Consider the following 26119-nt stretch of genomic DNA (forward strand, 5'->3'; position numbering starts at 1 on the left):
TGAATAAGGGGGGATAATTATGAAAGTTGTCATTGCATCGGATTCATATAAAGAAAGCCTGAAAGCTATAGAGGTATGTGAAGCTATTGAAAGGGGCTTTGCAGCAGTTTTTCCTAAAGCAGAGTACGTTAAAGTACCAATTGGAGATGGAGGTGAAGGAACGGTCGAATCTCTTGTTGGTGCTACAATGGGGGAAATTATATCACTTAATGTGACAGGGCCGCTTGGGGAGAGTGTGCAAGCCTATTATGGTATGTCTAAGGATAAGGAGACAGCATTTATTGACATGGCGGCAGCATCAGGATTACAACACGTTCCAATTGAAAAGAGAAACCCACTTATTACAACGACAAAAGGGACAGGTGAACTGATATTACATGCATTAGATCAAGGAGCTAAACACATTATTTTAGGGCTTGGAGGAAGTGCTACAAATGATGGTGGGGCAGGTATGTTGTCTGCTTTAGGCGTAGAGTTTATTAATAGGAAAGGTGAAGTAATTGAGCCCTCTGGAGGAACATTACATTTGATTACTGCTCTTAACCTTTCTCGTATGGATACACGTTTGAAGGATATAAAGCTAGAAGCAGCATGTGATGTCGACAATCCATTAGTTGGACCAAAGGGAGCATCTTTTGTATTTGGGAGACAAAAGGGTGCGAATGTAGAGATGATGAAAGAGCTAGACGGGAATTTAAAACATTATGCTAATATACTTAAACAGTACGTATCTTTTGATGTGTCCCTAATACCTGGTGCAGGGGCAGCTGGAGGAATGGGAGCCGCTGTCGTTGCAGTACTAAAGGGACAGCTAAGAAAAGGGATTGAAATTGTATTAGATTATACAAATTTTGATAAGTGTATAGAGGGTGCCGATCTTATTGTAACTGGTGAGGGAAGGATAGATGAACAAACAGCTTATGGAAAAGCTCCTGTTGGTGTCGCGAAGCGGGCGAAATGCCGTCATATTCCTGTAATTGCTATTGGTGGATCTGTATCCTCGAATTATACGACTGTTTACGAAAAGGGAATTGATGCAGTGTTTAGTATTACGGCTAGCCCAATGACATTAGAAGAAGCATATAAAGCGGCAGAAGAGAATATCGAAATGACAGCAAAAAATATTGCAGCAGTGTGGAAACTAGCATCAGAAAAACGCTTCTAAGTGTAGAAGTGTTTTTTAAATTCAGTTATTTGAGGATATTTTGTGTAATTCTAGGTATTGATGGAGAAAGGCACGGATAAAAATATTAGCTGATAGAAAAGTTAGTTGGTTCATTCATTAAGTTAACTTTATACATAGAATAGTTTAAAAATCGGGAGTCCAACGTAAATATAAGTGAATAAAATGTATATCCATGCAGAAAAATGTCGAGTTGAGTCAGACTATATAAAAGATTTAAAATATTTAGTGAAGGCATAAAAGGGGGATACTATCTATGAAAAAAGAAATCTCAGTTATTGGAGTTCCAATGGATTTAGGACAGATGCGTCGCGGGGTTGATATGGGACCAAGCGCGATCCGTTATGCAGGGGTAGTTGAAAGAATTGAACAAATTGGATATGACGTAAAAGATATGGGAGATATATGTATAGAGAGAGAAAAAGAAGTAGATGAAAATACAAAGTTACGAAACCTTACTCAAGTTGCAACTGTATGTAATGAACTAGCGACTAAGGTTGATCATATTATAGAAGAAGGTCGTTTTCCACTTGTATTAGGCGGTGATCATAGTATTGCTATCGGTACGCTAGCTGGTGTGGCGAAACATTATAAAAATTTAGGTGTTATTTGGTATGATGCACACGGTGATTTAAATACAGAAGAAACATCACCATCTGGAAATATTCACGGTATGTCACTTGCTGCAAGTTTAGGTTATGGACATTCTTCACTTGTAGATTTATACGGGGCATACCCGAAAGTAAAAAAAGAGAACGTTGTAATTATAGGTGCACGTGCATTAGATGAAGGGGAAAAAGACTTTATTCGTAATGAAGGCATTAAAGTATTTTCAATGCATGAAATTGATCGTATGGGTATGACGGCTGTTATGGAAGAAACAATTGCTTACTTATCTCATACTGACGGTGTTCATTTATCATTAGATTTAGATGGTCTTGATCCTCATGATGCACCAGGAGTTGGGACGCCTGTAATTGGTGGTTTATCGTATCGTGAAAGCCACCTAGCGATGGAAATGTTAGCAGAAGCTGATATTGTTACATCTGCTGAATTTGTTGAAGTAAATACGATTTTAGATGAGAGAAATAGAACAGCAACAACAGCGGTTGCTTTAATGGGTTCTTTATTCGGTGAAAAACTAAAATAAATGTAAGAAAAGCAACTGAGAAGTTGCTTTTTTTATTTGAAAATAGGCGTATAATAATGACTTATATTATACTGTAGAATAAGAAAGTTTGACATCTTACCAATTTAAGCTAAAGGGGGGCGTTTGTAATTGTCGTTTGGTTCATGTATGGTATAATTAACTAGTTGTTGGAAATACATACAGATAGAGCATAAAATAATATTTCAATATATGGATAGAATTGCTCGTAAGTAGGAGGAAGGGTTAGCATGCCTTTTGAAGATACGACCATTTTGAAATATCTTAGTACGGCATTAGATATTGCTGTTGTATGGTTTATTATATATAAGCTAATTCTTATAATTCGGGGCACGAAGGCTGTGCAACTTTTAAAAGGTATTACAGTTATTATTGTCGTCCGGATGATTAGTATTTTACTTGAATTGCATACGCTATATTGGCTAACGGAACAAGTATTAACGTGGGGATTTTTAGCCGTTATTATTATCTTCCAGCCAGAATTGAGAAGAGCACTTGAGCAGCTAGGACGGGGTAGCTTATTTTCGCGTGTGGGAACCCACGAGGACGATGAACCTGAAATTGTTGCAACAGCGATAGCGAAAGCAACGGAATATATGGGAAAACGTAGAATTGGTGCACTAATTACTTTGTCAAAAGAGACTGGGGTGGATGATTATGTAGAAACGGGTATTCCGCTAAATGCAAATGTGTCATCGGAATTACTCATTAATATTTTTATCCCTAATACCCCTCTTCATGATGGAGCAGTAATTATGCAGGGAAGTACAATTAAAGCAGCAGCATGTTACCTTCCGTTATCAGAAAGCCCATTTATTTCTAAGGAGTTAGGAACTAGGCATCGTGCTGCAATGGGAGTTAGTGAAGTCACTGATAGTATTACAGTAGTTGTGTCGGAAGAAACAGGCCAAATTTCTTTAACGAAAAACGGGAAGTTACATCGTGATTTGAAGACAGAACAGCTGAAGGACATGTTGTTAGCAGAATTTAGTGGGAATGAAAAAACGACTTCTTCGTCTTTATGGAATTGGAGGAGAAAGCGTCATGGATAAGTTAATGGAGAATCATTGGTTTTTAAAAGGAATCTCATTACTATTGGCGTGTATGCTTTTCATGTCAGCAACTTTAACTGAAAAAAATACGACATCGAGTATATTACCTTTCGTAAATGAAACGAAAGAAACATTAACTGATTATCCTATTACCCTTAAGTATGATGAAGAGAAATATATTGTAAGTGGTATTCCATCAGGTGGAGTCAAGGTGAAGTTGGAAGGTCCAAAATCAGCAGTTGCTACAGCAAAAGCAAAAAAACAATTTGATATACCAGTTGATTTGAGAGATAGCGAAAAAGGAACTTATGAAGTTTCTTTGAAAACGAACGGGCTTCCAGATGATGTGAAAGGAACAGTTCAGCCATCAACAATTAAAATTACTCTACATGAAAAAGCGAGAAAATACGTTCATGTAGACTTAAAATTATCAAATGAGGATCAAATGCCAGCGGGTTCTACTCTCGAAAAATCAAACATTAAACCTGATACTGTTGAGGTAGTTGGGACGAAAGAAGAAATTGAAAGTATTTCATCTGCTAAGGCGTATATTGATTTAAAAGGTGTTAATAAAACTGTTACAAAAACAGCCGAAGTTACATTATACAATAAAGAAGGAAAACGTTTAAATGTAAGAACGAGTCCATCTAAAATTAGTGTAACATTGAATGTGGCGACGCAAGCTACGGCCAATAATACTGAAAAAACTGTTCCTGTGACGTATACGAAAAAGGGGAGTTTGCCAGAAGGATTGACTGTTACAAATATTAGCGTTGAGCCAAGAGAAGTAACGATAGCAGGTCCAAAAGACATTTTGGATAATATACAATCTATAGAGGGGGTCGAGGTAGATTTTAGTCAATTGACGGATTCTACAACATTCGATGCCTCTGTTTTATTGCCAAAAGGTGTAACAAGTGCAAAACCAAATCAAGTGAAGGTTTCCGTAGGGGTACAAAAGGTAAAACAAACGAAAAGTAAAACTATTGATGGTATCCCGATTCAAAAAAGTGGAATTCCGAATGATGTTACTGCGCAGCTACTTTCGCCACAAGATGGAAAGATAAGCGTTGATATTTCAGGAGAAGCAAGTATAGTAGATAAAATAACAGCTGCTCAAATAACAGCGGCGATTAATCTGCAAAATGTATCTCCGGGGACGAAAGATGTTTCTATTCAAGTGAGTGGTCCTGGTAATATTTCGATAGAAGCAAAACAAAAAAGTGCTAAAGTCACAATTGTGAAGAAAGAAAAGCCGGATAAAGAAGTACAGGGTAATATTGAACAACCAGATTCAAAAAACAATCAAGAAAATCAAACTGAAAAACCAAAAAATCCTGAACCAGATCCAGAAAAGGATCAGGAAAAAGATAAAGATAAAGAAAAAGAAAAAGAAAAAGAAAATGGCCAAGAACCAAGCCAAGAACCAACAGTAGATAATCAAAAAGAGCACGAAAAAGGAGCGAATAATAATGGGTAAATATTTTGGTACAGACGGAGTACGTGGGGTTGCAAATAAGGAATTAACACCTGAATTAGCTTTTAAAATAGGACGTTTTGGCGGCTATGTATTAACAAAAGATACAGATCGTCCAAAAGTAATTATTGGCCGTGATACACGTGTATCTGGACATATGCTAGAAGGAGCTTTAGTAGCAGGCCTATTATCAACTGGAGCGGAAGTAATGCGCCTTGGTGTTATTTCTACACCAGGTGTGGCTTATTTAACAAAAGCTTTAGGGGCGCAAGCAGGTGTTATGATCTCTGCATCTCATAACCCAGTACAAGATAATGGAATTAAGTTCTTCGGTTCAGATGGATTTAAATTAACAGATGAGCAAGAAGCAGAAATTGAAGCGTTATTAGACAAAGAAGTTGATGAGCTACCACGTCCAACAGGTACTAACCTTGGACAAGTGAGTGATTACTTTGAAGGTGGACAAAAATATTTACAATACATTAAACAAACTGTAGAGGAAGATTTCTCTGGTTTACATATTGCTTTAGATTGTGCACATGGTGCTACATCTTCTTTAGCTCCATATTTATTTGCAGATTTAGAAGCTGATATTTCAACAATGGGAACTTCACCGAACGGTATGAATATTAACGCTGGAGTAGGTTCTACGCATCCAGAAGTGTTAGCTGAATTAGTAAAAGAAAAAGGTGCTGACATTGGTCTTGCTTTTGATGGTGACGGAGACCGTTTAATCGCAGTAGACGAAAAAGGAAACATCGTTGATGGCGATCAAATTATGTTTATTTGCGCGAAGTATATGAAAGAAACTGGTCAATTGAAACATAATACAGTTGTTTCAACAGTTATGAGTAACTTAGGTTTCTACAAAGCGCTTGAAGCAAACGGTATTACAAGTGATAAAACAGCAGTTGGTGATCGCTACGTAATGGAAGAGATGAAACGTGGTGGATATAACCTGGGCGGAGAACAATCAGGTCATATTATCTTACTTGATTACATTACAACTGGTGATGGAATGTTAAGTGCACTTCAACTTGTAAACATCATGAAAATGACGAAAAAGCCATTATCTGAGCTTGCAGGTGAGATGACAAAATTCCCACAATTACTAGTAAACGTTCGTGTAACAGATAAAAAACTAGCATTAGAAAATGAGAAAATTAAAGAAATTATTCGTGTTGTAGAGGAAGAAATGAATGGAGACGGTCGTATTCTTGTTCGTCCATCTGGAACAGAACCACTTATTCGTGTAATGGCAGAAGCACCGACACAAGAAATTTGTGATGGGTATGTACATCGTATTGTAGAAGTTGTGAAAGCTGAAGTTGGCGTTGAATAATTAGCTGGTTTTATTTAAAAGGAGCACAAAAAGTGCTCCTTTTTCATATGTTTTATAGACAATGAAAAAAATTTCATTGACGATTTATATTGTTTGTTATACGATGGTCTTGTTCTTTTTCTCAAAGGAAATATTGTAAATTATAAAAGCGCCAGAACTACAAGTAGTGTAGTTGACGAGGTGGAGTTTATCGAGATTTCGGCGGATGACTCCCGGTTGTTCATCACAACCGCAATCTTTTACTTAAAACATTAAGGTGACTTAGTGGACAAAGGTGAAAGTGTGATGAGAGAAAAGGAACGGATGAATACTAGCTGTATAAGTATATACGGACTTTAACCCAATCGAGAGGAAGGTGAAAGCCGTTACAAGCTTACAGGGCTAGCAATATGTAATCCGTTTTTTTAATATAAATAAATGGTATCGGACTATGTCGTTACATGTTCGCAAAGCAGTGTAAGCATTTGTAACGGCGACTAAACATGTGTGGAATCGTAGGATTTATTGGAGAGCAAGATGCAAAGGAAATTTTATTAAAAGGTTTAGAAAAGCTAGAATATCGCGGATATGATTCAGCAGGTATTGCAGTACAAGCAGAGAACGGTGTTGTTGTATACAAAGAAAAAGGCCGTATTGCAAAACTTCGCGAAGTCGTAGAAGAGAACGTAGCAGCAAGCGTGGGAATCGGTCACACACGCTGGGCTACACACGGTGTTCCAAGCAAACTAAACGCGCATCCGCATCAAAGTACATCAAAACGCTTTACACTAGTTCATAACGGTGTAATTGAAAACTATGAGTTAGTGAAAAAGGAATATTTACAAGATGTAACGTTCGTAAGTGAAACAGATACAGAAATTATCGTGCAACTTATGGAACAACAAGTGAGCACAGGACTAAGTGTAGAAGAAGCGTTCCGTAATACGCTATCTCTTTTACATGGCTCTTATGCAATCGGATTACTTGATGCTGAAAATCCAAACATGATTTATGTTGCTAAAAACAAAAGCCCGCTATTAGTAGGTGTTGGTGACAACTTTAATGTTGTGGCGAGCGACGCTATGGCGATGTTACAAGTTACAGATCAATTTATTGAGTTAATGGATAAAGAAATCGTAATCGTAACGAAAGAAAGTATTACAATTAAAAACTTACAAGGTGAAACGATTGAACGTGCACCGTTTACAGCGGAATTAGACGCAAGTGATATTGAAAAAGGAACATACCCTCATTTCATGCTTAAAGAAATCGATGAGCAACCACTTGTAATCCGTAATATAATTCAAAAGTACCAAGATGAAAATGGCGAGATTGAACTGAATGAAGATATCCGTAACGCAATTTTAGATAGCGATCGTATTTACATCATTGCATGTGGAACAAGTTATCATGCAGGTCTTGTTGGAAAACAATTTATCGAGAAGTTTGCAAAAATGCCAGTTGAAGTGCATGTAGCAAGTGAATTTTCTTATAACATGCCATTATTAACAGAGAGACCATTCTTCATTTACATTTCACAAAGTGGTGAAACAGCTGATAGCCGTGCAGTACTTGTACAAACGAATGAAATGGGTCATAAAGCATTAACGATTACAAACGTACCTGGTTCTACGCTTTCTCGTGAAGCTGATTATACACTTCCGTTATACGCGGGACCAGAAATCGCAGTTGCATCAACGAAAGCTTACACAGCACAGCTTGCGGTACTTTCAATTTTAGCTGCGGACATTGCTAAAGCAAAAGGCGAAGTTCTTGATTTTGATTTAACACACGAATTAGGACTTGTAGCAAATGCAATGATAGAACTTTGTGATCAAAAAGAAGAAATGGACGCATTAGCAAAACAATTTTTAGCAACAACGCGTAACTGCTTCTTCATCGGACGTAGCGTAGACTTCTTCGTAGGTTTAGAAGGTGCGTTAAAACTAAAAGAAATCTCTTACATCCAAGCAGAAGGATTTGCTGGAGGAGAATTAAAACACGGTACAATTGCCTTAATCGAAAACGGTACACCAGTTATCGCACTTGCTACACAAGAGCACGTAAACCTTGGAATTCGTGGTAACGTGAAAGAAGTAGTAGCACGCGGAGCTAACCCATGTATCATCTCAATGAAAGGCTTAGAAATGGAAGGTGACAGCTTCGTATTACCAGCTGTACACGAAGCACTAGCACCGCTAGTAGCAGTTATTCCATTCCAACTTATCTCATACTACGCAGCGCTTCACCGCGAATGTGACGTTGATAAGCCACGTAACTTAGCTAAGTCTGTTACTGTTGAGTAGGAGATTGGTAGAGTAACTAGATTATTGTAAATTTAAAATAAAGTCACGACGTTTATAAAAAAGTTGTGAAGCTTTGCCCCTTTGGATATGATTATCTAAAGGGGCATTTTTGTGTCGAAAAAAAGAACATCTAAAATCGATAAGTGGATTAAAGAGGGGCAAGGAACTGGCAGTGGGAGAGATTATCAGCCTTGTCTTGAAATTCAAGATGATCCCTCATTAGATCGGTCAGTGGGATTTAAAAAGTATAAAAACCGGCAGACAGCATGAGGTTTTATCGGATTTGGGACGGAACCACTTTTATTTAACTGAATTTTCTGTTGTTATTTCAGATATTCGTTGATGGAAAAAAACACTGATTAAAGTTTCACTTTATTGAACAAATTAGATTACTAGACATTACAAGGGGGTTTATTAATGAAGGTGAAAGAAAAAACATATTTAAGTATAGAAGAGATTATTTCATTACCGGCTTTATCAAGTACAAACATAAGTGATGATGGCAAGAACCTAGCATTTGTAAAGAAGATGGCTAATTGGGAAGACAATACATATAGGAATCATGTGTGGATATATGAAAAAGATAAGGTTCAGAGTTACCCATTAACAATTGGAGATATAGAAAGTACATGCCCATTATGGTCCCCAGATTCTAGGGATATCGCATACCTTAGCCCAGTTGGTGACGGAGATAATAAGAAAAATCAAATCTTTGTTAAGTCAATAGATGGTTATGACGGGGTTCAAATTACTGATGAGAAAGAAGGAGTCAGTAATTTTAAATGGGAGCCTACTGGTAAAGGTTTTTATTATGTTACACAGTCAAAAGAATGTGAGGAAATAAAGAAACGTAAAGAGCTATATGGGGACTTCCAACATGCAGGTAAGGAACACCAGAATAATTGTTTATACTACATTGAAATAGAAAAAGTGATACAAAATGATAAAGGGGAACGAGAAATTAGCGGTGTTTATCAATTAACGGAGGGTAAGGATTTTTATATACATAACTTTGATATTTCAAATGATGGGACAAAGGTTGTACTTATGGCTACACCAAGCCTAAACGATCATATGAATGGTGATCTATACATATTAGATGTTGAAGCTGAGGAACTACAAAAGATGAATGTAGATAAGTTGTTGGGAGGGAGCGTTTGCTTTTCTCCTGAAGGCAGCAAAATATGTTATTCAGCAAGCATAAGAGAGAAGGATTACTATAGAAACCATATACAAGAAAGTACATTAGAGATATATGATATGAATACTGGAGAGGTAATTCAGCCTCTAACAAACTTTGATAGTACGGTTATGCCATTACAGTGGACAGATAAGGGGATTTTAATTAGATGGCAGGATAAAACTAACTATCGTATTGGATTGCTATGTGAGGATGGCACTGTGGAAATGTTAAGTGACAAAGTAGATGGCTTTATAATGGATGCTTCTATAACAAGGGATGGAAATCATATATCCTATAGTAAGGCTATAACAAATGAAACCTTTGAAATTTATTTAGACGATAAAAAAATAACGGATGAAAATAGCCTTTTTAAAGGGAAGCTGAAAAGTAACAGGGAAATAATCTCATGGCAAAGTAGTGATGGTCTTGAAATAGAGGGTGTTTTATCAACCCCAGTAGATTTTGATGCCAACAAAAAATATCCCTTATTAGTAGTAATCCATGGTGGTCCGGCTTGGGCATCTTTTCCGATATTCTCAGACTGTTTTAATGAGAAATATCCGATTGAGCAGTTTATCGAAAAAGGCTTTATAGTTTTAGAGCCAAACTATAGAGGAAGTTCTGGCTATGGTAATGAGTTCTTAAAAGCCAACTATAGAAAACAGGGAATTGCTGACTATGAGGATGTTATATCTGGAGTGGATAAACTAGTTGAGCAAGGGATTGCAGATAAAGATAGAGTAGGGGTTATGGGATGGAGCAACGGGGGATATATATCAGCTTTCTGTTCTACATTTAGTAATAGATTAAAGCTATTTCAGTTGGAGGTGGAATTACTAACTGGAGTACCCATTATGTGAATACAGATATACCTTACTTTATTAGAATGTATTTAGGAAATACTCTATGGAATGATCCGGAGATATATACGAAAACATCACCAATGACGTATATTAAATCAGCCTGTACGCCTACCTTAATCCAACATGGCGAAAAGGATGCAAGGATTCCAACTTCCAATGCATATGAGCTATATCAAGGGTTAAGGGATATGGAAGTTGATACAGAATTAATTATTTTTAAAGGAATGGCATATAGTTCTGATCAGCCAGGAATTAATGTGGCTATTATGAAGCAGAATTTGATGTGGTTTTCACACTATATTCTTGGAGAAAGTATGAAAGGTTTTAGGGTTTTATAATGGCTTGTTTTAGTCTTTAAGCTTTTTAGGTGCTTGAAATAAAGTCGTACACATTTATCCGGTTATATATGATTGAGTTTAACATTTCGGATAAGGCAAACTGTGAAATATTTTGGTGTAAATGAGAAAAGAGCCTGAATGTAGGCTCTTTCCTTATTTATATTTAAAAGATGAACTATTCTTATGCAGTTTTACTTAATTTATATGCTTCACGGTTATTTTTTTTGAAAAGTTTTGGGAAAACATAACCATCTAATCCAATACGTCCAGCATTATGTCCTGCAACTAAAATGAACATAGTTAAAATAAGTAGGTTTGGGTTTACACTAACAGTTCCGCTTAATAAAAATGAAAGGTTCATTATGATGCCGAAAAATGCAGCTGTTTTTGTTAATCCACCTAAAATCAAACCTAGACCTACTAAAATTTCTCCCCATTGAACTAAAAAGCTAAATAGGTCTGCGTTTGGAAGAACAAAATGTTGAAGAAAATCTGCCCACCAACCTTGTACTGCAGGGTGGTCACCTGATGCTTGAGCGATAGCTCCTTTTAGAAAACCACTTGCATCAAAAGACTGTCCAAAAACTTTTCCTATTCCAGCAGCGAGCCATGCATATCCTATGTAAAGTCGTAAAAATAATAATATGAAAGTAGCGCGTTTATCAGTTCTTAAAAAATTGATAACCATTGAAATCCCTCCAATGTATTGTATTTACATGTTTATTATATATCCATTGTGAATAAATTCACAATGGATAAAGTGTGAACAAAAATTATGATTTTTCATTTGTACATAAAGTATTTGGAAATATATTGTTTGGAGGATGAATAATACATGAAGGGAGCTCTCCACTAAAATAGGTTGCTCCCATAGTAAACAGATTCATGTACGTTCTTTTAACTAGCTACTATTAGTTTATCTTGTCTTTTCCTTATTATTTCTCTGGTTTTATATAAGGAACAACTTGTGCAGTAGCCCCTACAGAAGCACCGCGAATAAAGTCTTGGTTTTCTAATTCCTTAAAGTTTTCCGTTTTTCCTGTTAGCATAACCCCTAAGATTTTCACTTGATCGAATGGTTTGTTTTCGTTTGATTTTAAAAATTTTTGAATGTCCTTGTCATACCCATCATTATATTGTTTAAGGGAATCAAAGAACCTTTTGTACGATTCTTCGGGAGGGGTTCCTGGCTCAAATCCGTAAACTGGCATACCAGCAGGGCCTCCGCTCTCATCTCTAATAGGTGAGACCATATATAGCCATACGATATTTAAGTTATCCGGTATTTTTGTTTGAATTTCTTTTAATGTATAAGGTTGATCGAAAGAGATAGCGACTTCCGCAACATAGTTTTCCATTTTGGAAACTGCACTTAATTCATTTTTGACTCCATCGTAATATTCCTTGATGGCCGGATTATAAAATGTAGCAACTTTATTTTTCGTTTGTTTATCGTAATTATAAGACTCTTTATTAGACCTACCCCAATGAGTTCCTGGTATTAACTCATTGTAATCGATGTTAGAGCGAAACCAATCGTAAGGGCTTGTCAGTGTATTCCATCGTACTACGTAACCATTAATGTTTTTAGAACGATTGGATGTGATATTGCCGCCAAACATAGATGAACTACTCGTTACTTGAGAATCAATTTGTATATTCGGTTCTGCAATTGCGTTATGTAAAAAGAGTTTTTCGTGAAGCTTCGTAGAGCTTTTTGCTGCGAAGTAATTGCCAACTTTATAAAATATAGGGATAAGTATGATTACAACGATAATAGAGGTAATAATATTTTTAAATAACTGTTTTCTTTTAGCTTTTTTTAATGCATCTTTTAAAGAAGTATCCATTAAGGTTTTCCTCCTATTTTTGAGTGAACTGCTTTACGTGCACGATGTAACTTTTGTTTGACGCTGTTTACTTGAATATCTAGTATTAGGGCGATTTCCTCATATGAAAAGTTGTAGTAGTACTTTAAAAAGAAGGCTTCTTTATATTCTAGTTTTATATCTTTTAATAGATAGAAAATCTCATCTTTATTTAAAACAGCGTCTAATTCTCGGTCTGTATATTGTAATTTTGAATAAATCTCTTCAGTTAAATAGATGTTTTGTTGCTCTTTTTTCCTTTTCAAGTCAATGTATTCGTTTAATGCGACTCTGAAAAACCATGGACGTATGTTACCCTCGGTTAGATCATCTAGCAATGTGTATACTTTATAGAAGGTATTTTGGATGATGTCTTCTGCATCTTCTTTTATAGCCCCTTTCGCTAATAGTAGTTTGAACACTTCCTCTCCTAAATTGATAAGATAGGAGGTCAATATATTTTCTTTTCCCATCACTTTTCCTCCCTACACTTATACAACGGATAGGTAATGATAAATGTATACACTTAAATTAAAATTTTGTTCTTTATACAAATAGAAAAGGCATATAACAATCATATGTTATATGCCTTTTCTATTATATGTTTAGTAATCTATTTAGGTAATGTAAATTTAGCTTTTTTACCCTGTGAAATATCTTTTGCTTCTTTATTTCTCATAGGTCCTAACTCAATCTCGAAGCTTTTGTCTTTCAAAGTCTTTTCATACTGCTCTTGGTCTAAAATATATACTTGCAGTAACTCTCCAGATGTTCCTGTTTTGACTGAAGCGTTATAGTCGTAATTTAATAGCATACCTTCATTAATCGTATATTGTGTACCATCATTCACTCTTAATGTAGAGCTTATAGGAGATAGTGAAACGTCTTGAGCATCTTTGTTATCAAGCTTGAATTTTACTGTTAACAGAACAAGACCGTTTTTAAAATTTGCAAAGCGTGGAGCTTCGACGGAATTTGGTGTGAATTGAGTGAATTGGTATCCGTCTAATGTAACATTAACAGCGCCTAATTCTTGGCTGTTATTAATACTTGATTTCTCTTTTAACATTTTTTTATCGCCCATGTTATTAGCTGTAGCTTTATCTTGGTAGAAAGTGTTATCTGTTGCAACCTTTTCAGCACCTTGTTTGTTTAAACTTAATGAAAAGCTTCCAGGACTTCCGATTGGAGCATCAAATTTTCCTTTATTAGCTTGTGCAGTTGGGACTGTGACTGAGACCGTTGAGAGATTTAAAATTTTCGCTAGATCATCTTTTCCGAATGGATAAGCGATATAACCAGAAATAGTTTCTCCTGCTTTTACTAAGTAATCATTCGTTGGAGCAAGCTTAGTTGGTAGCTGATCTTCTGTTGGAATTAAATCTCTATAGTTACTATATGCTTTCTGAGCACCAGTAAATGACATGTCCAATGCTGGCATATAATAAATATCTTTAGCTGAACTATTTTTTATGCTGTAGTTCACAAGAATAACTCCGCCCTCTGTTTGACGATTAAACGGAATGTCGAAGTTTGTATGGAATCCATTTAATTCAACTAATGTATAACCATTCATTGTTACTGAAACATCTTCAGCTTTATACACTTGTGGTTCCTTATTTTCAAAAAGAACTTTTGTTTTACCACCTGTTTCTTTTTCCATATAGGAAATCAGCTTAGAGTAATCGCTTGAGCTAGTAGCTGTATTTTCAGGCTTTTTATCTTCAGCTTTTTTATCTTCGGATTTTTTTTCTTCAGGTTTATTTTCTTTCGTTGTATCCGTTTTTTTTGTTTTGTTTTCTTGCGTTACATCTTCTTTTTGTTCTTTATTTGTCGTATCGCTTTGACCACAGCCAGTTATTACAAAAGCTGCTACGATTAGTGTAGAAAATAAAGAAAGTAATTTTTTTGACATGTTTCTTCCCCCTATTTGTTTAAAACCAGTTGGGTCTGTATAATCAGACCCTTTATATCTCTCACATTAGCCCCACGTTTTATTATAAGAAAGTGAACCAGTATTTACCAGTGTTTTTCTGATTGTTTTTATTATTTTGATATCTTAATGGTTATTTTTAATAGAAACATATTTAAAGCTTATATAGGTAATTACAATATTTTTCCGCCAAAAGAGAGAGAAGATTATCTTTTCTATTTTAAATATTGAATCTTTTTGTTAGAGTAAATAATAGAGATATATTGAAAGGGGACAAAGACTCGATATGTGGATGAACTTGTAATGATTAGAAATTAGATAGATGAATTTTTCTCTCATAAGTGAGGGTTTATTTAGCTATCTGTAAATCATTCAAGGACTGCATATTTAGCTTGTACATCCCTTTTGTAAGGATAGATGCCTATTTTATGTATCTGTCTTTTTTGTGGGAAAGTTTATATCTCCTATATAAAATATGCGTCCTTTAAAATTGGAGGAGTATATGATGAATCAATTAAAAAATAAAATAGCAGTTGTTACAGGTGTAAGTCGTCTAGACGGTATAGGAGCAGCTATTTGTAAAGAGTTAGCAGAGGCTGGATACGATATATTTTTTACGTATTGGACAGAATACGATAAAGAGATGCCTTGGGGCGTTGATGAAAATGAACAAATACAATTAAAAGAAGAGTTGATACAAAACGGTGTCAAAGTATCGAGCATGGAGTTAGATCTAACTCAGAATGATGCATCAAATCAGCTTATAAATAAAGTTACTGAACAATTAGGGTACCCTCATATATTAATTAATAATGCAGCATATTCTACAAATAATGATTTCTCTAATTTGACTGCTGAAGAACTAGATAAGCACTACATGGTAAATGTTCGTGCGACTACATTGTTAAGTAGTCAATTTGCCCAAGGTTTTGATAAGAAATCTGGTGGTAGAATTGTGAATATGACGTCGGGACAATTTAAAGGACCTATGGCAGGAGAATTAGCGTATGCAACAACGAAGGGAGCAATTGACGCTCTTACTAGTACGTTGTCAGCGGAAGTGGCCCATTTAGGGATAACAGTGAATGCAATTAATCCAGGTCCAACTAGTACAGGATGGATGAATGAGGAGATAAAGCAAGGATTAAGACCGATGTTTCCTTTCGGCAGAATTGGTGAGCCAAAGGATGCAGCAAGACTTATTAAGTTTTTAGTGAGCGAAGAAGCCGAATGGATTACAGGGCAAGTTATTCATTCAGAAGGTGGATTTAAGAGATAATTTTATAATTAAAAAGAAGGTATCTCATTTCAATGAGATACCTTCTTTTTAATCTTTCTTCAATCTTCGTGCAACACCATTCCCTAAAGACTGTAATCCTTGAACGAGGATAATCAAAATAAAGACTGTTGCATACATTACTTCAGGTTCGTAGCGTAAATGTCCGAATCGATATGCTAAATCACCAAGGCCGCCAGCACCTACAAGTCCAGCCATTGCTGTTGCACCGATTAAGCCGATCGTTGCGATTGTTAATCCAAGTACGAGAGACGGGCGAGCTTCTTTAACCATAACGTGCCAAATGATTTTTAAAGTAGAGACTCCCATTGCTTGATATGCTTCAATGACACCGCGATCCACTTCTAATAAAGCAGTTTCCATTAAACGGGCAATGTAAGGGGCTGTGAAGACAACAAGTGGTACGATAACACCTTGCACGCCAATGGACGTTCCCATTAGAAACTTTGTAAAAGGTAAAATGAAGAATAATAGAATGATAAATGGAAGAGAACGAATGATATTAATAACTGTATTAAGAATAGGATAGATAATCTTATTTTCTCGCTGTCCACCAGGTCTCGTTAAAACAAGTGTGACGCCGAGTGGTAATGCAATAAGAATAGAGATAAGTAGTGAAATAGATGTCATTTGAAATGTTTGAATTGTTGCTTCCCATATTACGTTACCCCACTCATCCAAAAAGGACTTGTTTCCCATAATCTGTTCTACCTCCTTCTACGATGATCCCTTGTTCTTGTAAAAATGATAAGGCACGGTGTACTTCACTTTTTTCACCTTGCATATGAACGGTCAGTTTCCCATATGCCTCATGTTTTAACTGCGTAATATTGCCTGATAAAATATTCGGATATACGTGGAAACGTTTTGTAGCGATAGCTAACGCTGGTTCTCCTGAAGCGGTTCCTATAAATGAAAGTGTTACGATTTCCCCGGTGCTTTGTAGTTCTTTCTGTACATCTTCTGGAATTTTAGCTGCAAACGCGCTATTTACAAATTTCTTCGTTGTTACATGTTGTGGGTTTGTGAAAATATCTTTTACGGTTCCACTTTCGACTACCGCCCCATGTTCCATTACAGCAACTTGGTCACAAATACGCTGGATGACATTCATTTCGTGTGTAATTAGCAAAATCGTAATTCCGATTTCTTCGTTGATCTTTAATAATAAATCAAGAATAGAATCGGTCGTTTCCGGATCTAATGCGCTCGTTGCTTCATCACTTAATAAAACTTCAGGCTCATGAGATAGTGCGCGAGCGATCGCTACACGTTGTTTTTGACCACCAGATAATTCACTTGGATAGGCATCTTTTTTATTAAAGAGATCAACAATGCGTAAATACTTTTCTACCCTTTTTTCAATTTCATTTTTGGGAAGACCAGATAGACGTAAGGGTAGTGCGATATTTTCATAAACGGTAACGGTTTTAAGTAAATTGAATCCTTGAAAAATCATGCCGATCTTTTTTCTCGCCTTTGCGAGTTCTTTTGTCGATAAGGTTGTTAACTCTTGTTCATTTACAATGATATCTCCTGTCGTTGGTTTTTCTAATAAATTTACACAACGGATTAATGTACTTTTACCAGCGCCACTATATCCGATGATTCCGAATACTTCGCCCTTTTTTACTTTAAGGGAAGTTGATTTAAGAGCCTCAACATTCCCTTTTTTTGTTGTAAATACTTTGGAGACATTTTTTAATTCAATCATTATAGTCAGCTCCTACCAAGACGGTAAAACAGAACCATCGAATTTTTTCTCAATGAAATCTTTTACTTCTTTAGATTGATAAGCTTTCTTTAATTTATTAACAACAGCATCATCTTTATTTTCAGTACGAACAACGACCCAATTCACATATGGTGAATCTTTTCCTTCGCGGAAAATAGAATCTTTCGCTGGGCTTAATTTTGCACCTAATGCAAAGTTTGTATTAATTGCAGCTGCCTTTACTTCACTTAGTTGTGTTGGTAATTGAGATGCCTCTAATTCAACAATCTTTAAATTTTTCGGGTTTTCAATTACATCTTTTGCAGTCGCTTTTTCTGTAGCTTTTGGATCAACCTTTAAAACACCCGCTTTTTCAAATAGCTTTAAAGCACGAAGCTCATTTGTTGGATCATTTGGGACAGCGATTGCATCGCCCTCTTTTAATTCTTTTACATCTTTTAAGCTTTTAGAATATACACCCATAGGGAATGTTACTGTGGAAAATACTTCAGTTAATTTCATGTTGCGTTCAGCTTTAAATACGTCTAAATAAGATTTAGTTTGATAGCTATTTACATCGAGGCTTTTTTCATCTAAAGATACGTTTGGTGCTACATAATCATTAAATACCTTTACATCAATTTCGAGACCATCTTTTGCTGCCACTTCTTTTACCTTTTCAAAAATTTGTTCATGCGGTCCGCCTGTTACACCGACAGTAATCTTTTTCTCATCTAATGCTTTTACCTCTTTATCAGAATTAGCACCACACGCACCTAATAATAATACAGCTCCGCTTACAATACTTAATAATACCTTTTTCATCTATAATTCCCCCTTAATATACGTTCCAAAATAAAAAGCACCTCTCAAAAATAAGAGAGGTGCCGAATAGACGAAATAGGTTCCTCTCTTATCTTCCAAAACGAAAATCGTTCTGCAGGAATTAGCACCTTAGCTTATACGTTCTAAGCTCGGTTGCCGGGCATCATCGGGCCAGTCCCTCCGCCACTCTTGATAAGAGTATGTGTATGTAGTTTTTAAATATGGTACTAATAGTAAATCTTACAAAAAGAATTGTCAATATTATTTTCTGAATATATTTTATTTTAAGGTAATCGAAACGTTCCCTTTTTTATGTCCCTTTTCCACATACATATGAGCTTCAGCAATTTCTTCTAATCGGTAAGTTCTATCAATAACGGGCTTTAGTTTTTCCGTTTCGACTAGTTTTTTTAATAGAATCATATCCTCTTTACTTACCTTGGCCATCATTCCATTAACAGATACATATTTTCCATTGGGTGTTAATGTATTTGTACAAAGGGATTTTTTATACTTCCCAACTGCATCAAATATAATATCGTAGCATTTGCCTTGCTTAGTAAAATCTTCTTTCGTATAATCAATTACTTTATCAGCTCCTAAAGATTGCACGAGTTCAAAATTTGAATTACTACAAACAGCCGTAACGGTCGCGCCGAAATATTTAGCAAGTTGTACAGCAGCTGTTCCTACTGATCCGGAGGCACCATATATGAGCACTTGTTGCCCTTTTTTTATACGGCCCTTTATCAGGAAATGTAATGCTGAAGTTCCACCAAAAGGAATAACTGCCGCTTCTTCATACGTCACATTGGTAGGTTTTAATGTTATTAATCCACTTTCATGTACGCATGTGTACTCGGCATAACCACCGAGGTTTAGTTCTGTTAATGCAAAAATTGAATCACCTTTTTTAAATTGAGTTACATCTGTTCCTACTTCCTCGATTTCACCGGATAACTCTACGCCGAGTACAGGTTTTCTCGGTTTTCTGAAACCTAATATGATCCGCATAGGAATCCAAAATAAGAGGGGGCTATTAAAGCCGCGTATTCTACAATCTCCAGTCGTTACACTTGTTGCGTGAATTTTAATTAATACTTCGTTCTTTTTAGGTGTAGGTTTCTCTATATTTTGAAGCTGAAGAACGTTAGGTGGTCCATACTGTGTGCAAATAATCGCCTTCATAATGACCTCCTGAAATGAGTTGTTGTTATTTACATCATATTTAAAACTCTCATCAAACATGTCGCTATATAGCGAATAAAGATTAAAAATTATATAGATTTCGTAGGAAAAGAGGTGATATTATTTTGAGAAAGGGGGCGACATTATGAAAAAAACTATTTTTATTTCAAGTTTAGTGCTTGCAATCAGTCTGGGGGTAGGGTGTAGCAATGAGAAAACAACAAAGACTGATGAACCGAAAAAAGAAGCTATGCAAAAAGAAAAGGAATTAGCAGCGAAGGATGTTTTCAAGAAAACGAACGAAGCTTTTAAAAATGAAGAAAATGTAACGATGACATATGATGTAGGGATAAAAGCTGAGGGAACAGAGATGGATATATTAAAGGCTAAGATGCAATTAGAGCCAAAGACAAAGAATTCTCGTTCTGAAATGAATATTTCTGGTACAGATGTTGTAGTGTATACAGTGGATGGTAAAGTTGCTGGTGAGGTGAAAAACCCTAATACAGGAGAAGTTATAACCGTACCAGAGGAGCAATTAAACGCTGGTGGAATGAAAGCGACTCAAGATATTATAGATAAGTTAGAAGTACCAGCAGTAGTTTTAGATAAAATGAAGATGGAGAAAAGCGGAGATAAATATAAACTGAAATTTACATTAAAAGGGCAAGAAACAGAAAGTATGTTAACTAGCATGGATGAAACGCAGAAGAAAATGCTACAAGCACAAAACGCAAAGATAGAAGAAGTGGATGCAGAATATATCATTACAAAAGATTTTAAATATGAATCAGCGAAGATAGATATGATTATGAGTAGTAATGGTAAGGATAAGGCACACATTATTACGAATGCAAAATATACATCGTACGAAAAGTTTGAGCCAATACAGCTGCCAGCAGCAAAGTAACAGTCTTGATGAGGGAGGGACCTAAAATAAAGGGTCTCTCTCTTTTTTGTTAATACCTTCTTCGTAGGAAAGTAGGTACAATATGAAGAGGAAGAACGTTAGAAGAGGAGAGTGCCATTTGAAAAAAAGAAAGATAGCAGTTGTTATTGTAGCGTATACAGTGTTGCTCGCGACATCTGTATATACATACAAAGGGCAACTGGATCATCCTATTATGAGTGATGTAGGGAAGTTGCTTCCAACGAAAATTAAACGTGTTGAAAATGCTGAGGATGAACGTTCATTAAAACAGTTAGTGCAAGATGCAAATGTTTCTGGAGAGAAGATTTCTATTGCAGGTATGCAACATAGCCAAGGTGGGCAGACGTATTATCCGAACGGTACGATGCTTGATATGAAAGGGTATAATGAAATATTAGAATTCGATCCGGAGAAGAAGAGGATTAGGGTACAAAGCGGTGTCACATGGAATGACATTCAAAAGAAAATCAATCCATATGGTCTTGCAGTTCAAGTGATGCAATCTCAAAATATTTTTACTGTGGGTGGTTCATTAAGTGTAAATGTACATGGGCGTGATATTCGTCATGAAGCATTGATTGATACAGTAGAGTCGTTCAGATTGTTAATGGCAGATGGTACGGTGCGTAATGTAAATAGAGAAGAAAATGCTGACTTGTTTCCATATGTAATTGGGGGATATGGATTATTTGGTGTGATTTTAGATGTGACGCTACAGTTAACAAACGATGAATTGTATGAAATGCATACGAAAGTACTAGATTATAAAGAATACTCTTCATACTTTAAGAATAAAGTGCGAAGGGATGAGAATATACGTATGCATTTAGCACGTATTTCTGTTGCCCCAAATTCATTTTTAAAAGAAATGTATGTAACAGATTATGTACTGGCAGAAGATCAACAGAAGTTGAAAGAGTACAGCAAATTAAAAGAAGAAAATATTATAGCTGCGCCGAAATTCTTACTTGGGTTATCACGTTATAGTGACTGGGGAAAGGGCGCATTTTGGGATATACAAAGAAGTTATTTTGAACGTACAGATGGTAAGTACGAAACTCGAAATAACGTAATGAGATCTGATAGTGCTTTTATGGAATACGATAATCCAAACTTGACCGAAGTTTTACAAGAGTACTTTGTACCGATAGATGGTTTTGCAGAGTATATAGATGATTTGCGAAGCGTTTTAAATGAAGAGGAATTAAACCTTCTTAACATTACAATCCGCTATGTAGAAAAGAATGAGAATGCGGTGCTATCTTATGCGAAAGATGATATGTTTGCGCTTGTGCTTCTAATTAATCAAGGGCGTTCTGAAGATGAAATAAAGAAAACAAAAGTGGTCATTCAAAAGATGATTGATGTTACGTTAAAGCATAATGGAAGTTATTATTTACCGTATTATTCTTATCCGGAAAAGGAGCAACTAAAGAAAGCGTATCCTCGCATAGAAGAATTCCTTCAGAAGAAGAAGGAAGTAGACCCAGAGGAAAGGTTTGTGAATTTATTTTATAAGGAGTATAGCAAATGACATATAGAAGATTTGTAGCCTCACAAAGCATTATTATGATGGCAGGTAGTATGGTATTTCCTTTTTATATACTATTGCTTCGAAATGTAGGAAATAGTTTCTCGCAATTTGGCTGGGCGTACGGCTTATTTGCCTTAACTTCAGCTCTAGTATATCCGTTAGTTGGAAGAATCTCTGATAGGGTAGGTGATAGAAAGTTATTAATTATATACGCATGGTCCATGGCTATATTAATGCTTTTTTTCCCTATTGCAACAGAAGTTTGGCATGTATACATTCTCCAAATTTTAATGGGTATTTTAGGTGCTGTGCAGCGTAATACGGAGAAGACATCGTTAGCACGAAAGGTAGAACAGAAAAAAGCTGGTTATGAGATTGGAAAATATCATGTGTGGACATCGGTTGGAGGAGCAGTAGCAGTTATTGCAACGGGATATTTAGTAGATTTCTTTACGATTGGCACCATTTTTTATATAGCATCTATTTTATATGCAGTGAGTGGAATTGTATTAAGTAGCAAAAAAATATAATCATACCCATTTTTACCTGATTACCCTTTATTTGTTATACTTATGGAGAAGACAAAAGAAAAGGGGACATTGCCTTTGATGAAATTTATAGTTTTAGCTATTCTCACTTTGTTTTTGATTCCATGGACTAGAAGCGGTAATAAAATTCGCGCGGTGGATAAAGGAGGAAATGAGAAAGTTGTAAAGGGTAAGAAATCATCTATTTTAGTTATTCCTGTTTTATTTTGGATAGGTATTGCAATCTATGAATATTTCTGGCTAATTGATGATCGAGCAGATTCTATTCTTACTCATTATTCTGTTGCAGTAGCGATTTTAATTGGGCTTGTTTTATTCTCACAAGAGCAGGTAGGGAAATTAGAAGGTACGTTAAAGGGACTTCTAATGTTTGTCTTACTCGCAAGTTACGGCTATTTTGGTTATTTGCACGATATAGTAATCACGCAAAAAAAATATGATTCTGTTGTGAAGATCGAGAAAGATATTTCAGAGCCATTTACTGAAAATGATCAGCCGTTTACAGTTCCGCCTAAAACAGCGGAAAATAAAATGAAAAAGGTATTTGGGGATATTCCGAAAGTAGCTTATTTTGAGCTAGGGGAATTAACGCCACAAATGGTAAATGGTGAGGCTTTATATGTAGCACCGATTGAAGTTTCAGGCTTTTTTAAAGCACGTAAAGCTGAGACAATTCCAGGGTACGTAACGATGTCAGGTACGAATCCTGATGCGGAAGCGAAACTGCATCTTGGTTATAAAATGAAATATGTGCCGAGCATGTTTTTCGGTAATAAATTAGAACGTGTCGTTCGAAAAGCAGAGCCAGATTTAGTTTTTAAAGGAAAACCAAAATTTGAAGTTGATGATAAAGGGAAACCGTATTATACAATGACGTATGGTGAATTTATTTCAGGAAGATCTGGATTTGAAGTAGAAGGTGTTGTAGTAGTAGACGCACAAACAGGTGAAGTGAAAAGATACGACAAAGGAAAGGCACCTAAATTCGTTGATGGCGTATTAAATCACGAGACTGCATCTACATTAAATACGTATTTTGGTAAATATATTCACGGATTTTGGAATACAAAATTCTCACAAACGGATATGAAGATTCCGACTGAGTGGGGAACGAAAGAAGGAGTTACACCAATCTTCGGTAAGGATGGAACGTTATATTATTTTACTGATTTCACCTCTCCGAAAGAAGGAGTAGATTCTGCACTAGGCTATTCGCTTATTGATGCGCGTACAGGTAAGTTGTATTACTATAACGGAAAAGAAGTAAAGGGAATTATGGATGGTTCGGCTGCTACAGAAGTAGTGGATAATTCCTTTAAGAGAGAGAAATGGCATGGAACAATGCCGGTTATTTATAACGTATATGGTAAACCTTCTTGGATTGTACCGGTTATTGATGACGGCGGATTAGTACGTGCTCATACTGTCATATATGCTTCTAATGCAAAAGTGTTTGCAACAGGTTCAACGCAAAAAGAAGCACTTGAGAATTATAAAAATGCGCTGAGCGGAAGTGGTGATTCATTTAGACCGACTTCAAATGGGAAAGAAGCGCAAAAAGAAGGTACTGTACAACGTGTGTATAAAGAAAAATCAGGTGAAAATACGATTGTGTACGTACTATTAGAAAACGAGCAAAAAGTATTCATGGTACCGGCGAAGAAATTCCCATATGCAATGTTTACAGAAGTAGGAGATCCAATTCAAATCACATATTTAGACACAGGAGAAATGATGGCATCTGTATCTAAATTTACAAATAGTAATTTGAAAAAGTAAAGCGATAGAGATTCTATCGCTTTTTTTACATTATTAAACAGGAAAATACGGTATACTTGACGTATATTCATGTTGTAACTATAATTGTTACGGTTAAGTATTTATATGAAAGGGTGAATGGAAAAAGTGAATGGAGTTAATCACGAAATATATAAACCTGTAAAGACAAACAGGTTATGGATGATTCTTGTATTAGGGACACTTACGGCAATTGGGCCATTATCTATTGATATGTATTTGCCTTCTTTACCAAAGTTAACGGATGATTTACAAACGGGTGCATCCCTCGCGCAGCTTACATTAACTGCTTGTCTGCTTGGGCTTTCAGTAGGGCAGTTATTTATTGGTTCAATTAGTGACATTTACGGAAGACGCAAACCTCTTATTATCGCTCTTATTATTTATGTTGCTTCTTCTTTACTTTGTGCTGTTGCACCATCGATTTGGAGTTTAGTGCTTTTACGTTTCTTACAAGGTGCTTCAGGATCTGCTGGTATCGTTATATCACGTGCAATGGTACGTGATATGTATTCAGGTTCTGAAATGACGAAGTTTTTCTCACTGCTTATGTTAGTAAACGGAGCAGCGCCTATTTTGGCACCAATTATTGGAGGGCAATTATTACAGTTCACATCATGGCGCGGCGTTTTTATCGTTCTTGGAGCAATTAGTGTATTCATGCTAATATCAGCTACTTTCGTATTACGTGAAACATTACCTCCTGAAGAAAGAGAGACAGGTGGATTATCAGGAACGCTTGCAACATACGGAAAGCTTCTGAAAGATCGTTTATTTATGGGGTATGCATTGTCGCAAGGATTAGTAACAGCTGCAATGTTTGCTTATATTTCTGGTTCACCGTTTGTGTTGCAGAACATATACGGAGCATCACCACAGCAATTTAGCTTATTCTTTGCGATTAACGGTATCGGTATTATTATTGCTAGTCAGGTTACGGGCCGTTTAGCAGGGAATGTGAATGAGAAAACTTTATTCGTTTCCGGTATTATTATTGCAGCTGTTGGCGGTCTATCATTACTACTTACAATCGTATTAGGAATAGGGCTAATCGGTGTTTTATGCTCGTTATTCCTTGTTGTATCAAGTGTCGGGGTTGTATCAACAACTGGGTTCTCGTTAGCGATGAGAAATCAGAAACAGGCTGCAGGAACGGCATCGGCTTTATTAGGTTTATTACAGTTCATTTCAGGAGCACTTGTTGCACCATTAGTAGGTATTGGCGGAAGCAATACCGCATTACCGATGGGGGTTGTTATAGCGCTTTGTGAAATTGGTGCTGTGTTATGTTATCTATTTATGGCCAGAAGAAGTGAGAAGCAGTTTGAACTGCAACAAAGACAAAATTTAGAGGCCTAATTTATAAAAAAGAGCTGATTCAAACATGTGTTGAATCAGCTCTTTTTTCATTTCTTTGAAATAACCCATACAGCGTTGTAAGGTGATGCAAAAGTTATTTGCATAAAGTGACGATACTGTGACAAAAATGTTGGTGTGTATATTAAGATCTCGTCTTAAGTGTAAAAAGTAGGGTGTTCTCGGTATAATAACAAGTGGAGATAAAAGAAACTATAATGAGTAATAGCTGTAGAT

20 protein-coding genes, 2 pseudogenes and 1 riboswitch are annotated in these 26119 nt (G+C 36.0%); of the genes and pseudogenes, 14 read left to right on the forward strand and 8 right to left on the reverse strand.

The genetic code is table 11. The features are described 5' to 3' along the window. Positions 1 to 19: 19 nt before the first annotated feature. The 8 genes and pseudogenes from NSQ08_RS27055 (at position 20) to NSQ08_RS27090 (ending at position 10891) form a co-directional block, all read left to right on the forward strand. Positions 20 to 1165, forward strand: coding sequence for a glycerate kinase (locus NSQ08_RS27055; RefSeq protein WP_088034696.1), 1146 nt, complete (start codon positions 20 to 22; stop codon positions 1163 to 1165). A gap of 274 nt (positions 1166 to 1439) precedes the next feature. Beyond that, entirely contained in the window at positions 1440 to 2333 is an 894-nt protein-coding gene (gene rocF / locus NSQ08_RS27060) for an arginase (protein WP_002009861.1), read from the forward strand. Positions 2334 to 2581: 248 nt separating this feature from the next. Continuing rightward, a complete protein-coding gene (cdaA, locus tag NSQ08_RS27065; RefSeq protein ID WP_002191712.1) occupies positions 2582 to 3403 on the forward strand; it encodes a diadenylate cyclase CdaA in 822 nt (273 codons plus the stop codon). Next, on the forward strand, positions 3396 to 4883 hold the full coding sequence (locus NSQ08_RS27070) for a CdaR family protein (RefSeq protein WP_340780000.1): 1488 nt from the start codon (positions 3396 to 3398) through the stop codon (positions 4881 to 4883). The genes cdaA and NSQ08_RS27070 overlap by 8 nt, the downstream gene beginning before the upstream one ends. Then, positions 4876 to 6222, forward strand: coding sequence for a phosphoglucosamine mutase (gene glmM / locus NSQ08_RS27075; RefSeq protein WP_002091472.1), 1347 nt, complete (start codon positions 4876 to 4878; stop codon positions 6220 to 6222). Before NSQ08_RS27070 ends, glmM begins: the two co-directional genes overlap by 8 nt. 285 nt (positions 6223 to 6507) lie before the next feature. Beyond that, a pseudogene (locus NSQ08_RS29965) lies at positions 6508 to 6692 on the forward strand (hypothetical protein). Between the two features lie 12 nt (positions 6693 to 6704). After that, a complete protein-coding gene (gene glmS, locus NSQ08_RS27080; protein WP_002029375.1) occupies positions 6705 to 8507 on the forward strand; it encodes a glutamine--fructose-6-phosphate transaminase (isomerizing) in 1803 nt (600 codons plus the stop codon). 417 nt (positions 8508 to 8924) lie between these two features. Further along, positions 8925 to 10891, forward strand: a pseudogene (locus tag NSQ08_RS27090) (S9 family peptidase). A gap of 181 nt (positions 10892 to 11072) precedes the next feature. On the opposite strand, the gene NSQ08_RS27095 reads toward NSQ08_RS27090, so the two are convergent. From NSQ08_RS27095 to NSQ08_RS27110, 4 genes are all read right to left on the reverse strand, one after another. Next, positions 11073 to 11579 (reverse strand): DoxX family membrane protein, encoded by a 507-nt coding sequence (locus NSQ08_RS27095; RefSeq protein WP_002029373.1) that lies wholly within the window; start codon positions 11577 to 11579, stop codon positions 11073 to 11075. A gap of 247 nt (positions 11580 to 11826) precedes the next feature. Further along, positions 11827 to 12741 carry a sigma factor regulator N-terminal domain-containing protein gene (locus tag NSQ08_RS27100; protein ID WP_002029372.1) on the reverse strand — a complete coding sequence of 305 codons (915 nt, stop codon included), beginning with the start codon at positions 12739 to 12741 and terminating at the stop codon, positions 11827 to 11829. Next, positions 12741 to 13232 carry an RNA polymerase sigma factor gene (locus tag NSQ08_RS27105; RefSeq protein ID WP_002029371.1) on the reverse strand — a complete coding sequence of 164 codons (492 nt, stop codon included), beginning with the start codon at positions 13230 to 13232 and terminating at the stop codon, positions 12741 to 12743. Before NSQ08_RS27105 ends, NSQ08_RS27100 begins: the two co-directional genes overlap by 1 nt. A 140-nt stretch (positions 13233 to 13372) precedes the next feature. Beyond that, positions 13373 to 14674 carry a DUF5068 domain-containing protein gene (locus NSQ08_RS27110; protein ID WP_340780003.1) on the reverse strand — a complete coding sequence of 434 codons (1302 nt, stop codon included), beginning with the start codon at positions 14672 to 14674 and terminating at the stop codon, positions 13373 to 13375. A gap of 520 nt (positions 14675 to 15194) precedes the next feature. Between NSQ08_RS27110 and NSQ08_RS27115 the strand changes: the two genes are divergently transcribed. Then, positions 15195 to 15971 (forward strand): SDR family oxidoreductase, encoded by a 777-nt coding sequence (locus tag NSQ08_RS27115; protein ID WP_113770488.1) that lies wholly within the window; start codon positions 15195 to 15197, stop codon positions 15969 to 15971. Positions 15972 to 16019: 48 nt separating this feature from the next. On the opposite strand, the gene NSQ08_RS27120 is transcribed toward NSQ08_RS27115, so the two are convergent. The 4 genes from NSQ08_RS27120 to NSQ08_RS27135 all read right to left on the reverse strand — a co-directional run bounded on the left by NSQ08_RS27120 (position 16020) and on the right by NSQ08_RS27135 (position 19716). Beyond that, complete coding sequence (locus NSQ08_RS27120) at positions 16020 to 16688, reverse strand: methionine ABC transporter permease (RefSeq protein WP_002124718.1); 669 nt, start codon at positions 16686 to 16688, stop codon at positions 16020 to 16022. Beyond that, entirely contained in the window at positions 16663 to 17703 is a 1041-nt protein-coding gene (locus NSQ08_RS27125; protein ID WP_061674526.1) for a methionine ABC transporter ATP-binding protein, read from the reverse strand. Before NSQ08_RS27125 ends, NSQ08_RS27120 begins: the two co-directional genes overlap by 26 nt. Before the next feature lie 12 nt (positions 17704 to 17715). After that, positions 17716 to 18528 (reverse strand): MetQ/NlpA family ABC transporter substrate-binding protein, encoded by an 813-nt coding sequence (locus tag NSQ08_RS27130; protein ID WP_000756967.1) that lies wholly within the window; start codon positions 18526 to 18528, stop codon positions 17716 to 17718. Positions 18529 to 18613: 85 nt separating this feature from the next. Further along, a riboswitch (SAM riboswitch) is annotated at positions 18614 to 18727 on the reverse strand. Between the two features lie 80 nt (positions 18728 to 18807). Beyond that, positions 18808 to 19716 (reverse strand): NAD(P)-dependent alcohol dehydrogenase, encoded by a 909-nt coding sequence (locus NSQ08_RS27135; RefSeq protein ID WP_340780004.1) that lies wholly within the window; start codon positions 19714 to 19716, stop codon positions 18808 to 18810. A gap of 145 nt (positions 19717 to 19861) precedes the next feature. On the opposite strand from NSQ08_RS27135, the gene NSQ08_RS27140 reads away from it, so the two are divergent. From NSQ08_RS27140 to NSQ08_RS27160, 5 genes are all read left to right on the forward strand, one after another. After that, on the forward strand, positions 19862 to 20626 hold the full coding sequence (locus NSQ08_RS27140; protein WP_002191718.1) for a DUF6612 family protein: 765 nt from the start codon (positions 19862 to 19864) through the stop codon (positions 20624 to 20626). Positions 20627 to 20744: 118 nt separating this feature from the next. Next, positions 20745 to 22181, forward strand: coding sequence for an FAD-binding oxidoreductase (locus NSQ08_RS27145; protein WP_340780005.1), 1437 nt, complete (start codon positions 20745 to 20747; stop codon positions 22179 to 22181). Next, positions 22178 to 22711, forward strand: coding sequence for an MFS transporter (locus NSQ08_RS27150; protein ID WP_012260185.1), 534 nt, complete (start codon positions 22178 to 22180; stop codon positions 22709 to 22711). Before NSQ08_RS27145 ends, NSQ08_RS27150 begins: the two co-directional genes overlap by 4 nt. A 78-nt stretch (positions 22712 to 22789) precedes the next feature. Continuing rightward, the gene (locus tag NSQ08_RS27155; RefSeq protein ID WP_033709756.1) at positions 22790 to 24508 is read left to right on the forward strand and encodes a DUF3981 domain-containing protein; all 1719 of its coding nucleotides are present in this window, start codon (positions 22790 to 22792) and stop codon (positions 24506 to 24508) included. A 117-nt stretch (positions 24509 to 24625) separates the two neighbouring features. Continuing rightward, the gene (locus NSQ08_RS27160; protein WP_340780006.1) at positions 24626 to 25885 is read left to right on the forward strand and encodes a multidrug effflux MFS transporter; all 1260 of its coding nucleotides are present in this window, start codon (positions 24626 to 24628) and stop codon (positions 25883 to 25885) included. The last annotated feature ends 234 nt before the right edge of the window (positions 25886 to 26119 follow it).

Origin of the sequence: Bacillus sp. FSL E2-8887 (assembly GCF_038007205.1) — a bacterium.
GTDB classification, from domain to species: Bacteria; Bacillota; Bacilli; order Bacillales; family Bacillaceae_G; genus Bacillus_A; species Bacillus_A mycoides.

Bases quoted from the DNA above. Each gene is read 5' to 3' on its own strand.
- NSQ08_RS27055 (WP_088034696.1), top strand. From the start codon at position 20: ATGAAAGTTGTCATTGCATCGGATTCATATAAAGAAAGCCTGAAAGCT.
- rocF (WP_002009861.1), top strand. From the start codon at position 1,440: ATGAAAAAAGAAATCTCAGTTATTGGAGTTCCAATGGATTTAGGACAG.
- cdaA (WP_002191712.1), top strand. From the start codon at position 2,582: ATGCCTTTTGAAGATACGACCATTTTGAAATATCTTAGTACGGCATTA.
- NSQ08_RS27070 (WP_340780000.1), top strand. From the start codon at position 3,396: ATGGATAAGTTAATGGAGAATCATTGGTTTTTAAAAGGAATCTCATTA.
- glmM (WP_002091472.1), top strand. From the start codon at position 4,876: ATGGGTAAATATTTTGGTACAGACGGAGTACGTGGGGTTGCAAATAAG.
- glmS (WP_002029375.1), top strand. From the start codon at position 6,705: ATGTGTGGAATCGTAGGATTTATTGGAGAGCAAGATGCAAAGGAAATT.
- NSQ08_RS27095 (WP_002029373.1), bottom strand. From the start codon at position 11,579: ATGGTTATCAATTTTTTAAGAACTGATAAACGCGCTACTTTCATATTA.
- NSQ08_RS27100 (WP_002029372.1), bottom strand. From the start codon at position 12,741: ATGGATACTTCTTTAAAAGATGCATTAAAAAAAGCTAAAAGAAAACAG.
- NSQ08_RS27105 (WP_002029371.1), bottom strand. From the start codon at position 13,232: ATGGGAAAAGAAAATATATTGACCTCCTATCTTATCAATTTAGGAGAG.
- NSQ08_RS27110 (WP_340780003.1), bottom strand. From the start codon at position 14,674: ATGTCAAAAAAATTACTTTCTTTATTTTCTACACTAATCGTAGCAGCT.
- NSQ08_RS27115 (WP_113770488.1), top strand. From the start codon at position 15,195: ATGATGAATCAATTAAAAAATAAAATAGCAGTTGTTACAGGTGTAAGT.
- NSQ08_RS27120 (WP_002124718.1), bottom strand. From the start codon at position 16,688: ATGGGAAACAAGTCCTTTTTGGATGAGTGGGGTAACGTAATATGGGAA.
- NSQ08_RS27125 (WP_061674526.1), bottom strand. From the start codon at position 17,703: ATGATTGAATTAAAAAATGTCTCCAAAGTATTTACAACAAAAAAAGGG.
- NSQ08_RS27130 (WP_000756967.1), bottom strand. From the start codon at position 18,528: ATGAAAAAGGTATTATTAAGTATTGTAAGCGGAGCTGTATTATTATTA.
- NSQ08_RS27135 (WP_340780004.1), bottom strand. From the start codon at position 19,716: ATGAAGGCGATTATTTGCACACAGTATGGACCACCTAACGTTCTTCAG.
- NSQ08_RS27140 (WP_002191718.1), top strand. From the start codon at position 19,862: ATGAAAAAAACTATTTTTATTTCAAGTTTAGTGCTTGCAATCAGTCTG.
- NSQ08_RS27150 (WP_012260185.1), top strand. From the start codon at position 22,178: ATGACATATAGAAGATTTGTAGCCTCACAAAGCATTATTATGATGGCA.
- NSQ08_RS27155 (WP_033709756.1), top strand. From the start codon at position 22,790: ATGAAATTTATAGTTTTAGCTATTCTCACTTTGTTTTTGATTCCATGG.
- NSQ08_RS27160 (WP_340780006.1), top strand. From the start codon at position 24,626: ATGGAAAAAGTGAATGGAGTTAATCACGAAATATATAAACCTGTAAAG.